This is a genomic window from Aggregatibacter sp. oral taxon 513, assembly GCF_018128305.1.
GTDB lineage: Bacteria > Pseudomonadota > Gammaproteobacteria > Enterobacterales > Pasteurellaceae > Aggregatibacter > Aggregatibacter segnis_A.
Genome location: NZ_CP072381.1, coordinates 732,525 through 746,605 on the forward strand (window position 1 = coordinate 732,525; position 14,081 = coordinate 746,605).

The following is a 14,081-nucleotide window of genomic DNA, read 5'->3' on the forward strand; positions in this document are numbered from 1 at the left end:
TTCATAAATTGATTCCTATGCGTGTTGCTCACTTTCCACTTTCTGCTTTTCGTCTTTTTCAATTTAAAAGTGCGGTGCTTTTTTTAGGTGTTTTTTTTCTCAACGGATGTGATAAAAACGCTCAAAAGCCCGCCGAAACCTCTCTAACAGTTGATGCATCTGCAACACCGGAATTCTCTCAATCCCGTCGCCAACGATTAGTTCGCGGTGTTTATTCCGATTTATTTCTCAATCCACAACAAGCGTCTAACATTGATCAAGTTGCTTTTCTGCGTGATCTTTTTGAAGGATTGGTGATTTACGATGCCAAAGGCAATATCGTGCCGGCGATGGCGGAAAATTGGCAAACTCAAGACAATAAAACGTGGCAATTTACGTTACGCGAAACCGCTAAATGGTCCAATGGTGAGTCCGTGACGGCTCAGCAATTCGTGGCAAGCTGGCAGGCATTGGCGAAATCTAATAGCCCGTTAAAAGATTATCTGGCGTACATGAATCTGCTCAATGCAGAGAAAGTATTGAAGCAAGAACTGCCACCGGAGGCGCTGGGAGTCGTGGCGGAAAACGACCGCACTTTACGCTTAACCTTAGATAAACCAACGCCATATTTGCCACACATGCTGGCTCATAGCAGCTTGTTGCCGCAATATTTGCAACCTCATGAAGGCATCGTGACCAATGGGGCGTATCAAGTCAGCGGTCAGCAAGGTGAGCTTATTCATCTAGAACAGAATCCACACTATTGGGCGAAAGAAAAAGTTTCCTTCAAAAACGTGGATTATCAAAAAATCACCTCACAACAGGAAGTGGGCGCATTAGATATTGTGTGGCAACCGCAACAATACGTTGAACGGACACAATATTTCCCGCAACTCTGTACTTATTTCTATGCGTTTAATTTCAACATGCCACAATTGGCACAAAGTTCCGTGCGTAAAGCCTTGGCGATGCTGACATCTCCTCGTCGCTTATTGCCTGAAAACCCAAGTCGGTTCTATTTAACGGATAATTTTTTACCGCAGTCTATGCAAACGGCGGAAAGTCACTGGGAACAAACACCGGTAGAACAATTATTGAGCCAAGGTCAAATTAGCGAAAAAGCGCCGTTAAAACTGACCTTGAGTTACGAACAATCTGAATTGCAGAATCAGTTAGTGCAAGGGGTGATTCGTATGTGGTCACAGTCAGATATGATCCGAATTATTGGCGAAGGCATGCCGAAATCACAGTTATTAGAAAATATTGCCAAAGGCAATTTCCATATTGCCCGTTCCGGTTGGTGTGCTGATTATAACGAACCCTCCGCATTTTTAAGTTTGTTTTATAGTCATAGTCCAGATAATAAAAGCGGTTATCGTAACGAAGAAGTGGATCGTTTGTTTGAGCAAAGCTTGAAGGTGATTCCATCGGCGGAACGCACCGCACTTTATAGCCGAATTGAGCAAATTTTGCAGGAAGAAAATGTGGTGTTGCCACTATATCAGTCTCGGCTTCCTGTTTATCTTCATCCAACCTTAAACGGTTACGACTCAGCCAATCCAACAGAGGCTATTTACAGCAAGGATTTGTTTAGACGGATTGAGTAAAGTGCGGTTGAAAATAGGAACGTTTATTTAAGTGTTAAAAGTATGCTTGGATAGATATTTGAGATAGCTGCCTTAGAAAAACAAAAAGCACAAACGCAATGAACGTTTGTGCTTTTTTATTTAATGTGAGTCTGTTATTTTTTCGGCACTTCTTCTTGGCAATACGGGCATTCCATTAAATGTTGTTCGCCGTTATGCACGATAAAATGGCCCATTTTTTTAGCTTTGGTATCCAAATAAGCGGTGTTATAGCGATTTTCCCCAACATTCAACGGCACTCGTTCTACCACATTGATGCCGGATTGTTTCATTGTTTCGATTTTTTCCGGGTTATTGGTGAGTAAGCGAATTTGTTTGACACCCAATAAATCGAAAATGTCTGCGCATACGCTAAAATTACGTTCATCCGCAGCAAACCCTAAAGCCAAATTTGCCTCGATGGTATCCATGCCTTTATCTTGTAAGGAATAAGCGCGAATTTTATTAATTAAGCCAATGCCGCGACCTTCTTCACGGTGATAAATCAATACGCCGCGACCTTCTTGTTGAATTTGGCGTAATGCCGCGGCAAGCTGGAAACCGCAGTCACATTTTAAACTATGCAAGGCATCGCCGGTGAGACATTCGGAATGGATGCGTGCTAAAACGGGTTCTTCTGAATGGCTGATATCGCCCAAGACTAAAGCAACATGTTCTTTTTTCGTGTCGGGAAATTCAAATCCTACAATTTTAAATAGCCCGAATTCTGTAGGTAAATTGGCTTGGGCAACGAGTTCAATTTTTGCCATAACGTGTCCTTATTTTGTCCTTATTCTTTTTCTTTTGCCGGGTTCTGGTGATAAAATGACGGCTCAATTTTATCTATGGTTATGAATATGTTAAAAAGTTTGTCATTATATACACTATTGCTTTGTCTTGTCCCTCTTTTTGTCTGGTTGTTCTCTTGGCAGTGGAGTGGCAGTCTCATTTTTGAAGACTACGAGCATCCTTTATATTGGTTGACAGAAAGTGGGAGTGTGCCTTACGCCATTATCACTTGCGGCGTTTTTGCGTTGCTTTTTTTACCATTATTTCCTCAGCGAAAACAATGGATTTTAGCTGTTGCTGTAATGGCTTTTTCAATGGTTGTGACGCAAGGGCTGAAATCCGGATTGAAAAATGCATTTACCGAACCACGACCTTTCGTGACGTATGTCGCCGAGCAGACCGGCATAAGCACCGAGGCTTTTTATGCGCAAGATCGTAAAGCACGGGCGCAATTTGTTGAGCAATTCTATCAAATGAAAGACGCTGTACCGGACTGGATCAAAGGTCATTACGCGAGCGAAGTGGGCTATTCTTTTCCATCCGGACATACGATTTTTGCCGCCAGCTGGCTTATGTTAACGGTGGGTTTCGTGCAATTAATCGGTAACCGAAAAGGGCGCGCAAAATTATTAATCGCATTTATGAGCTGTTGGGCGGTGTTGATGTTAGTCAGTCGCTTGCGTTTCGGCATGCATTATCCGATTGATTTATTGATTTCCGTGTTAATTGCGTGGTTGGTGCATTGGGTGATTTTTGCATTTTTAGCGAAAAAACAGTATTTCCAAAAAACGGAATAAGTGGCTAAAAGTGCGGTAGGTTTTTCAGGTATTTGTTAAGTCGTGTAAAAGGAGAAGCGTATGTTATACGGGCTTGATATTGGGGGCACTAAAATTGAATTGGCGGTGTTTAATTCTCAGTTGGAGAAGCAATATAGCGAGCGGGTGGAAACACCGAAAAACAGCTATGAAGATTGGTTGAATGCCATTGTCAATTTAGTGAAGAAAGCCGATGAAAAATTTGGTTGTAAAGGGGCTGTGGGGTTGGGGATTCCGGGGTTTGTGAACCAAAGTACCGGCATTGCTGAAATTACTAATATTCGCGTGGCAGACAATAAACCCATTTTGCGTGATTTATCTGCGCTGTTAGACCGTGAAGTTCGCGCCGAGAATGATGCAAACTGTTTTGCGTTATCGGAAGCTTGGGATGCTGAAAATGCACAATATCCTTCGGTGTTAGGCTTGATTTTAGGCACCGGTTTTGGTGGTGGATTTGTATTGAATGGCAAAATTCATTCAGGACAAACAGGCATGGCGGGGGAACTGGGGCATTTGCAACTGAACTACCACGCGTTGAAATTACTCGGCTGGGATAAGGCGCCGATTTATGATTGCGGTTGCGGCAACAAAGCGTGTCTGGATACCTATTTATCCGGTCGTGGTTTTGAAATGCTATACCGTGATTTGAAAGGTGAAGCGTTACCGGCGAAAGACATCATTCAACGTTTCTATGCGGGCGATAAAAGTGCGGTGGATTTTGTCGGCGTTTTTGTGGAGCTTGCTGCGATTTCTATCGGCAACATTATTACGGCTTTCGATCCGCATCTTGTCGTGCTGGGCGGGGATTATCCAATTTCGATTATTTATACGAAGCGTTACCAAAAGCGCTACCGCCACATTTAATGCGTAGCGCTAAAGTACCGGTGATTAAAAAAGCTAAATACGGTGATTCCGGCGGCGTGCGTGGGGCGGCAGCATTGTTTTTATCCCGCGAATGATGATTAAAAATAAAAAGGCTGAATTTATTTCAGCCTTTCTTTTTTCTTCAAGATTACGGTTTTAACAAATTATCAATGGTTTCCACTTCCAGTCTGCCTTGTTCTACACGAATGGCTTTGGCGATTTGCTTGATCATTTTATCCCGAGGATTCTTTTCATCCAGCGTATAAATCGGTGTACTGCTCAAGTAAGCGGAAATATTACTGGCAAGTAGGGGAATAAGATTTTGCACTTGCCCCATATACTGTTGTGGCGAGCCGGACCAACGAAGCACACGAATATCTTTCAAATAGACGGCGCCTTTTTGTGCATCATAATATGGCACGGTGTCGAAGGTGAGATTCAATTTGGCAGAAAATTTATCGGTAGGGAGTTGAAATAAGCCATCGATAATGCCGTTTAATTCCAATCGTTTTTCTCCCGTTTGCCCAATTTTGGCGCTGAAATCATGCAGGTTGTAGTCCACGCCGGCGAGTCCCGAAATGCCATAACTGTTTTTATAATGATTGTGTTGTTTGAGTAATTGGTTAATTTCACTTTCGCCGATAGCCAGGGCAAAAGCGGAAGTTGAGCATGTGAATGTCAGTAAACAGGCACAAATGAAAGTCATGCCTTTTTGTTTTAACCATGTAAACATAGATGTTCTCCAATGCGTAAGGTTTAAAAAAAATCAAAAAACGGTTAAACTAGACCGCACTTTTATTGGTTTCAGGAGTTTTTATGCGTCAATATATCATCAAAGCGACACTATGTTCTTCAATTCTATTGCTCTCTGCGTGCGGATCTTTATTTCCGTCGAGCAACACTCACAAACCGGGGGCGGTTATTGAGGCCGGCTCAACATCCACAGCAAAATTTGATGTTAATGCTTTTGTGCAAAAAGCGGAAACATTGCCGCGCTTTGAATATACGCATAACAATACCCATTATGTTGCGTATCTTAATGGACAACCGGAATTGATTAAAGTTACGCACGAAGGCGAGAATAAATTATTTTTCTATAAAGCCGGGAAAGTGTCTGCTGTGCAAGAAAACGGTAAAGTTTACAGCGTAAATGATGCCAATGAATCGCATAAAGCGTTCGTCGCCGAAGGGGCTAAATTGTACAAAATGTTGGGAACCAACAGCGCAGATAAAGGGGCGTCCAACATAAAAACCGGTAATGATGCTAAATTGAATTACCTTTGCATTGCAAAAATTCAGCAGGTTGCACAAACCTCACGGGTATTCCGCAGTTCAGCGAATCATGCTAACAGTGATTCGCGTCTTACCGCGGATGTTCGTTTAAACGGCAACCAATTTTATAAAATGGATTGTCAATTAGCCGGTGATCGTGTGGCTAAATTAAGTTTAATTAAAAAATAGCACGGGCTATTGGCTTAAAAGTGCGGTTAATTTTGACCGCACTTTATGTTTGTGGGGAACGAAAATATGTCGCAATTATCCGCATTATCCTTTGAGGAATATGTTCAGCAAATCCTTGCTGAGCATAAAGGTGAGCGCGTATATCATTTTACTTATAACGATAAAGAGTTTTGGTTAAAACAACCGGAACAATTACACGGTGTGTGGCATTTTTTGAAGCCGAAACCGAAACAAGCGTTTAAAAACGAAATTCAAAGTTTGCAATATCTTGCGGAACATGATGCGCCGGTGCCGCGCCTTGAAATGTTTGGTGAGGATTTTTTGGTGTTGGAAGACGGCGGGAACAGTGTGGCCCATTGGATGGGGCTTCATCTTTCCGAACAACAAAAACGCGCTATTTTATTGGATGCGGCGGTGGCATTGGCGACTTTACATCAACAAGGGTTGGTGCACGGACGTCCGGCAATTCGCGATATTCTATGGCGTGATGGTCAAGTGTTGTTTATTGATTTTGAAGTGAATGCGACCAAGCGAACTTTAAGTAAGCAAAAAGCGCGTGATTTGTTGCTGTTTATCTATAATTTATGTCGTGAAGATGAATTATCCGATGAGATCATTTGCGATGTTATGCGAAAATACCGTGAATGTTGCGAGCCACAGGAGTGGCTGGATATGTTGGCATCTGTAGAACATTATCGTTTCATTTATTATTTATTGTTGCCCTTTAAATCTATCGCCAAGCGCGATCTTATCGGGGTTTATCGGCTATATGAGAATGTTGAACAAGTGAAAAAAGAGGACTAAATGAAAAAATTGATCATGACATTATTTCTCGTTTTGAGTCTTAGTGCCTGTTCCGTCGGTGTCGGTGTTGGTGGCGGTTCTAATGGTGTCGGCGTAGGCGTTGGTGTTGGCACAGGCGTTCGATTCTAAAAAAATGCCCGATAATATTTCTTATCGGGCATTTTTTAATGTTTAACATACGACTTTAATGTCTGTTCCACTTCATAAATCCAATCTAATTCATGTTGCGTGAACCCGGCCTGTAAACGGGCATCTGTATTGATTACCCCTTTAAAAATTACAATTCGATATTTATGCAGCAATTCGGTAAAGCATTTCATGGCATCCAATCCGCGTTTGGCGGAAAGCGCATGATACCAATGATTGCCGATATAAACATGCCCGATCTCATCCGTTAAAATCACATCTAAAATCTTGACGGCAGCCATATCTTTGCGTTGTGCAATTTTTTCTTGTAACACAGGTGTGGCATCCAGCCCTCGCGCTTCCAGTACACGCGGCACTAATGCCATTCGCTCCCAAATATCATGCGCGGTTGCCTGTGCCATTTCCCATAAACCGGCATGGGCTTCAAAATCGCCATATTGATATCCAAGGGTCTGCAAATGTGCGTTGACTAAGGAAAAGTGTGTACTTTCTTCACGTGCGACACGCAGCCAATCCTTTACAAATGCCATACCCTCGCCTAATTCTTGTTGTGCATTTCGGCCAAACCGCCAAGCAGCATCTAAGCCTAAATTAATGGCATTAAATTCAATATGGGCAATAGCGTGCAAGGTGGCTGCATAACCTTCCTCTGTGGCGAAAGAACGTTTCGGCACATCTTTCGGTGCAACGAGCAGCGGTTTCTCCGGAATACCGGCAAGATCCATTTCAGGTGTCACTTCCGGAAAATCGGATAATTCCGCCAATTTAATCTGCGGTAATAGCTCATCATAAAGATGATTCACTAAGCGGCATTTTTCTAACAGATCCGTGGTTTGCAGTGCCGTGGTAACGGCATGCCAAAAATCTTGAGCGGCATAAAGTGCGGTCATTTTTTCCCTCGTTTTTTATTGTTCTTCCGGAACGTAACGAATTAACCCTTCTTGTTGTGTGGTGGCAATTAATCTGCCATCTGCTGCGAAGAATTGACCGCGAGCAAGGCCGCGGGCAGCGTAGGCATTGTTACTTTCGATGGCATAGAGCAACCAGTCGTTCATATCAAACGGGCGATGGAACCAAATAGAATGGTCGATGGTGGCGACTTTCATGCCTTTTTGTAAAAAGCCTTTTTCATGGGGATGAAGTGCGGTCAAAATACAATGAAAATCAGAGAAGTAGGCAAGCAGGCATTGTTGAATGCGATAGTCTGTCGGCGCCTCGCCATTGGTACGCACCCAAGAGAATTGTTGCGGTGGCAGTTTGTGTCCACGGAACGGATTATTTAAATATTTGGTGCGAATATCAAATGGACGTTCTGCCGTAAATTTATCGCGCACGGCTTCCGGAATGGTTTGTGCCATTTGCTGAATGACCGAGCTTTCTGACATTAAGGCATCAGGGGCTTCCACTTTTGGCATCTCGCTTTGATGCTCAAAGCCTTGTTCCAGTGTTTGAAAAGAGGCGGTAATGTGACAAATCGGTGATTTATGTTGAATAGCTTTTACCCGCATTGCCGTGAAATTTCTGCCCTCGCGTAAAATTTCGACGTCATAAATAATCGGATATTGGCTGTCGCCCGGCGAGAGAAAATAGGCGTGGCAAGAATGTAAAAAACGATCTTGAGGGGCGACTTGAATCGCAGCAGAAAGCGCCTGCGCCACGACTTGACCACCGAACACTTGGCGAAACCCAAGATCTTGGCTTGCGCCACGAAAAAGTAAATCGTCGATTTTTTCCAGTTTTAACAGTTCGATAAGTTGGTTAAGTGCGGTCATGGTTTTCCTCGTTTGTTTAAAGTTCAGGCTGTTCTGATGTGATCCGGAGATAACATTTGCAATTCAATAGGGCTTATTGCATAATGCGAAGCCTTAATCGCGCTATCAAATCGTGCGGTTAATTCAATGGAAACCTTTTCGGTCCCTCGCAATGAAGTCTGGTTTACCAGGTCAGGTTCGGAAGAAAGCAGCCAGAGTCAGAATTTTCGTGTGCCGAGACTAAGCCGGAAAGGTTTCCACCTTTCCAGCCCTTCCTTTTAAATACGTTGTGTCAGTTGCTTGAAAAAGCCATTTTCTTTATTGATCAATTCGCTGTACGAACCTTGTTCAATTAATCGACTGTTATCGATCACCACAAGTTGATCAAATTGTTCAATGGCGGTTAAACGGTGTGTCACCATAATTAAAGTCTTGTCGACACTGTGTGCCAAAATCGCTTGCAGAATATTGCGTTCGGTTTCGCGATCCAAGCCTTCTGTCGGTTCATCTAACAGCAAGATCGGCGCATCATTTAATAACACACGCGCTAAGCCTAAACGACGTTGTTCACCGCCCGATAACGGACGACCGCCGTCTCCCAGCCACAAATTCAATCCTTGTTCTTGATTCACCAATTTTTCCAAGCCCACTTGTTGTAGCACGGCAATCATTTTTTCATCGCTTAATGGTGCATGGGTAGCCAGTTGCAAGTTGTTACGCAGAGTGTCGCTAAATACATGCACGCGTTGCGTTAAGAAACAAAATTGTTGGCGTAAACTACTTTCGCTATAGGCTTGAATGCGATTGCCGGCGAATAAGATTTCTCCTTGGTTGGCATCATAATTGCGTACCAATAATTGAAGTAGCGTCGATTTGCCGCTGCCGGTTTTCCCTAAAATGGCAAGTTTTTGACCGGCTTGAATAGAGAGATTTAAGTCCACTAATGCCGGGTTATCACGTTGCGGATAAGTGAAATGAACGTGATTAATTTGCAATAACGGCACTTGAGTTTGGCTTTCAACAAGTTGCGTGCCGGAAAAATCCACCAATGGTTGCTGTTCGATAATATCCGTCACCCGTTCAGCTGATGCTACCATTTGCCCGATGTGCAAGAATGCGGCGCCGATAGGCATCAGAATTTCAAACGAGGCGAGGGCGGCAAAGGCGAACAAGCCAATCAACGCGGCACGGTATTCATCGCTGCCCAAATCCACTTGTGCGGCAAACCACATCACAATACATAACACCAAGCCGTTGGCGAACAACAAAAGTGCGGTGGAAAATCCCGATAAATTCGCTTCCTGTTGTTGATAGGCTTGCCATTGTTGTTCTGTTTGGCTCAATTTCCCTTTTAGTTTTTCTTCCCCGTTAAATAACAATAATTCTGCTTGTGCCTGAATAAATTCCACAAATTGCGTGCGGTAAAGCGCGCGGGATTGGGTTAATTTTGCGCCGAATTTGTTGCCTAGATGGTAAAAAATGGTTGGGATCACCAGTAACAAGGTCAGTAACGTGAGGCCAAGGAACAGTGCGAGCGGCACATGAACAAAACTTAATCCAAGGGTAATTAAGGTAATCACCACAATGGCGCTGATAAACGGTGCAATCAGGCGAAGATAAAGTCCGTCTAAGGTATCCACATCGGCGACCAAACGGTTTAATAAATCACTGTTACGATAGCGATTGAGCACGCCTGGGCTTAACGGAATAATTTTGCTAAACACTTGCACGCGTAATTTGGCTAACACGCGGAAAGTGGCATCGTGGGTGACGACTTTTTCAAAATAGCGCGCCACCGTGCGCCCGATGGCTAAACCGCGTACGCTAGCGGACGGATAGAAAAAGTTAAAGAGCGAACCCAAGCCGGCAATGGCGGTCGCCGCCAAGAACCAACCCGAAAGGGTAAGTAACCCGATGCTGGAGGCAAGCCCTAGAATCATTAACAAACCACCGAAAATTAATGGCAGTTTGGCAAATTTAAATAAACGAATAAAAGGCAATAAAGCACGCATTAGTTAATATCCTGTTGTCGTTGTGCCAATAATTCGGCGAAGAAACCTTGATGTTGCAGTTGGTCAAAATGCCCCTGCTGAATAATTTGTCCGTGGCGCATCACTAAAATGGTGTTGCATTGTTTCAGATCTTCAATGCGGTGAGTGATCATCACGGTTGTTTGTTGGCGACTGATGTGTTGCAAGGCTTGTAATACCTGATTTTCCGATTGCGCATCAAGGCTGGCAGTCGGTTCATCTAATAACAACAAATTGCCTTTGCGCAGTAGCGCACGTGCAACGGCTAAACGTTGTGCTTGCCCTACGGACACGCCAATGCCACCTTCTTTAATTTCTGCCTCTAAGCCGAGACGGTCGGTAAATTCTTTCGCTTGCGCTAATGCCAAAGCCTGATCAATTTCTTGCGCGGAAGCTTGAATATCACCCAATAATAAATTCTCTTTGATCGTGCCTTGCAACAACAACGGGTTTTGTCCGACCCAGGCAATGTGTTTGCGCCATTGGGCTAAATCGACATTGCGCAATTCTTGCCCGTTGATTTTCAGGCTGCCTTCATAAGGTAAAAAGCCCAAAATGGCATTGATCAGCGAGGTTTTTCCGGCACCGCTTTGTCCTACGATAGCGATGTGGCTCTGCGCCGGAATATGGAAATTCAGCGCTTCTGTCAGCGGTTTGCCTTGTGGCGACAAAACCACCACATTTTCACCTAAAATTTCCACCGCACTTTGGCTTTCAAATGCCGCTTTGCTGTTGCCTTGAGCGATTAAATAATCTTCTTCCAAGAAATCCACGATGGCATCTGCCGCACCAATACCGGCTGCTCGGTCATGATAATAGGTGCCGAGATCGCGTAAGGGTTGATAAAACTCCGGTGCAAGAATAAGGCAGAAGAAACCGATAAAGAGTGTAATCGGCGTGCCGTAACTGCCGAATTCTACTTGTCCTAAATAACTGAAACCGAAATACACCGCCATTAATGCAATAGAAATCGAAGTGAAAAACTCAAGAACGGCAGAGGAGAGGAACGCCATTTTCAGCACATCCATGGTAGTTTCACGGAAATCTTCCGTGCTGTTTTCAATATGGCGGGTTTGCTCGGAAGTGCGGTCGAATAAACGTAAGGTTTCCAAACCGCGCAGACGATCGAGGAATTGACCGCTTAAACGCGCAAGGGTATCCATGTTCTTTTGGCTGCTGTCTGCTGCCGCTTTGCCCACCAAAATCATGAAGATAGGAATTAGCGGCGCGGTGCCCATTAAAATCAAACCGGCTGCCCAGTTTAACGGGAACACGGCAATCAGAATAATCATCGGCACAATGGCGGAAAGCGCTTGTTGCGGTAAATAGCGGGCGTAGAAATTATGCAAGTTCTCTACCTGCTCCAACATGATGGTTGCCCAGCTGCCGGCAGGTTTATTGTTAATCGTTGCCGGACCAACTTGATGGATTTTATCCAAAATTTGCTGACGAATAATATTCCGTAATAATTGACCGCACTTGAAGCCGATTTTTTCTCGGATCCACAAAATCAGCGCACGTAGCGCAAAGCCGACGACTAAGCCAATAAAGTAAGGCGCCAAGCCGGTGACCGGTTCGCCCAGAATAATGAGCTTATGCAGCAAAGAGGCCAAGAGATAAGTCTGTCCCACTAAAATCACTGAGGAGAAAGTGGCGAGCAGAATGTTGAGATTCAAATATTTTTTAATCGGCTTTTGCTGTGTGCGAAGCCATTGTTGCAAATATTTTTGACGAGATTTATCCATAAGTTATGTTGTATCAGAAACAGAAAAACGGAAGGTGGGCGTTATTGCCCACCCTGTATTGCACAATGTGTTGTCTCGGTGCGATGACCGAACAGTTATGCTTTTTGCGCATCCAAATAACGCTCAGCATCTAATGCCGCCATGCAGCCGGTGCCGGCAGAGGTAATGGCTTGACGATAGTTGTGATCCATTACATCGCCTGCGGCAAAAACACCTTCCACAGAAGTGGCGGTTGCATTGCCATCTAAACCGGATTTCACAACGATATAGCCGTTCTTTAATTCTAGCTGATCTTGGAAAATTTCCGTATTCGGTGCATGGCCGATGGCCACGAAGACGCCGTCTAATACGACTTCTTCCGTTGCTTCAGATTGCACGTCTTTCAAACGTACGCCGGTTACGCCCATGTTGTCGCCCAACACTTCATCTAAAGTGCGGTTGGTATGTAGTACGATTTTGCCTTCTTCCACTTTTTTGTATAAGCGGTCGATGAGAATTTTTTCTGCACGGAAACTGTCGCGGCGGTGGATTAAATGCACCTCGGAAGCAATGTTGGCTAAATAGAGTGCTTCTTCCACAGCGGTGTTACCGCCACCGATGACGGCAACCGGTTTGTTGCGATAGAAGAAACCGTCACAAGTGGCACAAGCGGAAACGCCGCGACCTTTGAAGTTTTCTTCGGAAGGTAAGCCTAAATAACGGGCAGACGCACCGGTGGCGATGATTAGCGCATCGCAGCTAAAGGTTTGTGCATCGCCGTATAATTTGAATGGGCGAGAAGATAAATCCACGCGGTTAATATGATCGAAGACGATCTCGGTTTCAAATTTTTCGGCGTGTTGCAACATTCTTTGCATTAATTCCGGGCCGGTCGTTTCACCAAAATCACCCGGCCAGTTTTCAATTTCACTGGTGGTAGTGAGTTGTCCGCCTTGTTGTAATCCGGTGACGAGCACCGGTTTCAAATTAGCGCGCGCCGCATAAATAGCCGCCGTGTAACCGGCAGGGCCTGATCCTAAAATGAGTAATTGCGCGTGTTTAATATCTGACATAATCAATCCTTATCAACTTGAAATTTGTGGGCGGTATTATAGAAGATTTCCCATCAGTACAACAACGAATAGAGCAATCGGCGGTATTTATTGGTTACCAGATCGTTATTGCCGATAGCAGCCAAAATGGATAAAAACTCCTGCTTGATTTTGCCGTCTTCCGCGCCTAAATCTTGACGTAAAATGGTAAATAACAACTCCAAGGCTTCTTCGTTGCGGTTGGCTTGGTGTAATTGCAACGCCAATTTCAACGCGAGATCATGGGTTGGCTGTTTTGCAAATTCTTCCTGTAATTGTTGAATTTCCGGCGTATCGGCGGCTTTAATCAACAAGTCAATTTGCGCTTGTAATCCTTGCCAGCGACTGTCGCGATCTTGCAAGGGGATTTTGTTCAAAATCTGCTGTGCAGGCTCAGTTTTTTTCATGGCGATATAGGTTTCAGCATAGAGCAGTGCGATATCGCTATTTTTCTGATCAGACAACTCCCACGCCTCTTTCAACAACGGCAACGCTTGATCATAATTTTCCACCGCAAGCAAATCCAACGCCTGATTAAATTTAATTTCTTCCTCTTTCGGCAAAATCACACTCAAACGCTGTTGCAATGTGGTGTTATCCAATGCCCCCTGAAAGGCATCCAACGCTTGCCCGTCTCTAAATAAATAAGTGGTCGGCAAGGCTTGAATACGAAATTGTGCCGCAACCATTTGCTCTTTCTCACAATCCACTTTAGCTAACACAAATTGCCCTTGGTATTGGTTGGCATAATTTTCCAAGGTTTTCACAAACGCCACAGAATCTGTATGGCTTGGCGCGTAAAAGGTGATCACCAAAGGATAATGTTGTGAAAGCTGTAAAATTTCGTTGAGATTTTGCTCGTTGAGGTCACGAATGGCAGGAAAATCAGTCATGTTCTTCTCTTATTTTGAATGAAATGAATGGCGCGCATTATAGCAAAGTGCGGTAGGATTTTTTAGTGTTTTTCAGGGTATAGCGTCTTAAAGGCTTGCAAGATTGAC

Annotated in this window: 13 protein-coding genes, 1 other RNA gene and 1 pseudogene; 7 read left to right on the top strand and 8 right to left on the bottom strand. The window is 44.2% G+C overall.

Annotation, left to right across the window (positions count from 1 at the left end; genetic code table 11):
• Positions 1 to 17 precede the first annotated feature (17 nt).
• On the top strand, positions 18 to 1,586 hold the full coding sequence (locus J5A60_RS03605) for a peptide ABC transporter substrate-binding protein (protein ID WP_212510744.1): 1,569 nt from the start codon (positions 18 to 20) through the stop codon (positions 1,584 to 1,586).
• Between the two features lie 134 nt (positions 1,587 to 1,720).
• On the opposite strand, the gene ribA is transcribed toward J5A60_RS03605, so the two are convergent.
• The gene (gene ribA / locus J5A60_RS03610; RefSeq protein ID WP_109127816.1) at positions 1,721 to 2,374 is read right to left on the bottom strand and encodes a GTP cyclohydrolase II; all 654 of its coding nucleotides are present in this window, start codon (positions 2,372 to 2,374) and stop codon (positions 1,721 to 1,723) included.
• 75 nt (positions 2,375 to 2,449) lie between these two features.
• Between ribA and J5A60_RS03615 the strand changes: the two genes are divergently transcribed.
• Together J5A60_RS03615 and nagK are read left to right on the top strand one after the other, a co-directional pair.
• Complete coding sequence (locus J5A60_RS03615; protein WP_212510600.1) at positions 2,450 to 3,190, top strand: phosphatase PAP2 family protein; 741 nt, start codon at positions 2,450 to 2,452, stop codon at positions 3,188 to 3,190.
• A 60-nt stretch (positions 3,191 to 3,250) separates the two neighbouring features.
• Positions 3,251 to 4,167, top strand: a pseudogene (nagK, locus tag J5A60_RS03620) (N-acetylglucosamine kinase).
• Between the two features lie 53 nt (positions 4,168 to 4,220).
• Here the strand turns inward: nagK and J5A60_RS03625 are convergent.
• Positions 4,221 to 4,805: a DUF1439 domain-containing protein gene (locus J5A60_RS03625; RefSeq protein WP_212510601.1), complete on the bottom strand. Its 585-nt coding sequence runs from the start codon at positions 4,803 to 4,805 to the stop codon at positions 4,221 to 4,223.
• An 83-nt stretch (positions 4,806 to 4,888) separates the two neighbouring features.
• Between J5A60_RS03625 and J5A60_RS03630 the strand changes: the two genes are divergently transcribed.
• From J5A60_RS03630 to J5A60_RS09590, 3 genes are all read left to right on the top strand, one after another.
• On the top strand, positions 4,889 to 5,533 hold the full coding sequence (locus J5A60_RS03630) for a hypothetical protein (RefSeq protein ID WP_212510602.1): 645 nt from the start codon (positions 4,889 to 4,891) through the stop codon (positions 5,531 to 5,533).
• A gap of 66 nt (positions 5,534 to 5,599) precedes the next feature.
• Positions 5,600 to 6,337 (top strand): lipopolysaccharide kinase InaA family protein, encoded by a 738-nt coding sequence (locus J5A60_RS03635; RefSeq protein ID WP_249113889.1) that lies wholly within the window; start codon positions 5,600 to 5,602, stop codon positions 6,335 to 6,337.
• Positions 6,338 to 6,466, top strand: coding sequence for a lipoprotein (locus J5A60_RS09590; RefSeq protein WP_256439085.1), 129 nt, complete (start codon positions 6,338 to 6,340; stop codon positions 6,464 to 6,466).
• Between the two features lie 35 nt (positions 6,467 to 6,501).
• Here J5A60_RS09590 and J5A60_RS03640 read toward each other — a convergent pair whose 3' ends face one another.
• Entirely contained in the window at positions 6,502 to 7,374 is an 873-nt protein-coding gene (locus J5A60_RS03640) for a ferritin-like domain-containing protein (RefSeq protein ID WP_212510604.1), read from the bottom strand.
• Positions 7,375 to 7,389: 15 nt separating this feature from the next.
• Entirely contained in the window at positions 7,390 to 8,256 is an 867-nt protein-coding gene (gene tesB, locus J5A60_RS03645) for an acyl-CoA thioesterase II (RefSeq protein ID WP_212510605.1), read from the bottom strand.
• 135 nt (positions 8,257 to 8,391) lie between these two features.
• Between tesB and ffs the strand changes: the two genes are divergently transcribed.
• Positions 8,392 to 8,490, top strand: an RNA gene (gene ffs / locus J5A60_RS03650) — signal recognition particle sRNA small type.
• Between the two features lie 23 nt (positions 8,491 to 8,513).
• Here the strand turns inward: ffs and cydC are convergent.
• The 4 genes from cydC to J5A60_RS03670 all read right to left on the bottom strand — a co-directional run bounded on the left by cydC (position 8,514) and on the right by J5A60_RS03670 (position 13,973).
• Positions 8,514 to 10,247 carry a cysteine/glutathione ABC transporter ATP-binding protein/permease CydC gene (gene cydC, locus J5A60_RS03655; RefSeq protein ID WP_212510606.1) on the bottom strand — a complete coding sequence of 578 codons (1,734 nt, stop codon included), beginning with the start codon at positions 10,245 to 10,247 and terminating at the stop codon, positions 8,514 to 8,516.
• A complete protein-coding gene (gene cydD, locus J5A60_RS03660) occupies positions 10,247 to 12,010 on the bottom strand; it encodes a cysteine/glutathione ABC transporter permease/ATP-binding protein CydD (protein ID WP_212510607.1) in 1,764 nt (587 codons plus the stop codon). Before cydD ends, cydC begins: the two co-directional genes overlap by 1 nt.
• Before the next feature lie 95 nt (positions 12,011 to 12,105).
• Positions 12,106 to 13,062: a thioredoxin-disulfide reductase gene (gene trxB, locus J5A60_RS03665; RefSeq protein ID WP_212510608.1), complete on the bottom strand. Its 957-nt coding sequence runs from the start codon at positions 13,060 to 13,062 to the stop codon at positions 12,106 to 12,108.
• Positions 13,063 to 13,115: 53 nt separating this feature from the next.
• A complete protein-coding gene (locus J5A60_RS03670) occupies positions 13,116 to 13,973 on the bottom strand; it encodes a co-chaperone YbbN (protein WP_212510609.1) in 858 nt (285 codons plus the stop codon).
• Positions 13,974 to 14,081 lie beyond the last annotated feature (108 nt).

Bases quoted from the DNA above. Each gene is read 5' to 3' on its own strand.
- J5A60_RS03615 (WP_212510600.1), top strand. From the start codon at position 2,450: ATGGTTATGAATATGTTAAAAAGTTTGTCATTATATACACTATTGCTT.
- trxB (WP_212510608.1), bottom strand. From the start codon at position 13,062: ATGTCAGATATTAAACACGCGCAATTACTCATTTTAGGATCAGGCCCT.
- J5A60_RS09590 (WP_256439085.1), top strand. From the start codon at position 6,338: ATGAAAAAATTGATCATGACATTATTTCTCGTTTTGAGTCTTAGTGCC.
- cydD (WP_212510607.1), bottom strand. From the start codon at position 12,010: ATGGATAAATCTCGTCAAAAATATTTGCAACAATGGCTTCGCACACAG.
- J5A60_RS03670 (WP_212510609.1), bottom strand. From the start codon at position 13,973: ATGACTGATTTTCCTGCCATTCGTGACCTCAACGAGCAAAATCTCAAC.
- J5A60_RS03605 (WP_212510744.1), top strand. From the start codon at position 18: ATGCGTGTTGCTCACTTTCCACTTTCTGCTTTTCGTCTTTTTCAATTT.
- cydC (WP_212510606.1), bottom strand. From the start codon at position 10,247: ATGCGTGCTTTATTGCCTTTTATTCGTTTATTTAAATTTGCCAAACTG.
- J5A60_RS03630 (WP_212510602.1), top strand. From the start codon at position 4,889: ATGCGTCAATATATCATCAAAGCGACACTATGTTCTTCAATTCTATTG.
- tesB (WP_212510605.1), bottom strand. From the start codon at position 8,256: ATGACCGCACTTAACCAACTTATCGAACTGTTAAAACTGGAAAAAATC.
- J5A60_RS03635 (WP_249113889.1), top strand. From the start codon at position 5,600: ATGTCGCAATTATCCGCATTATCCTTTGAGGAATATGTTCAGCAAATC.
- ribA (WP_109127816.1), bottom strand. From the start codon at position 2,374: ATGGCAAAAATTGAACTCGTTGCCCAAGCCAATTTACCTACAGAATTC.
- J5A60_RS03625 (WP_212510601.1), bottom strand. From the start codon at position 4,805: ATGTTTACATGGTTAAAACAAAAAGGCATGACTTTCATTTGTGCCTGT.
- J5A60_RS03640 (WP_212510604.1), bottom strand. From the start codon at position 7,374: ATGACCGCACTTTATGCCGCTCAAGATTTTTGGCATGCCGTTACCACG.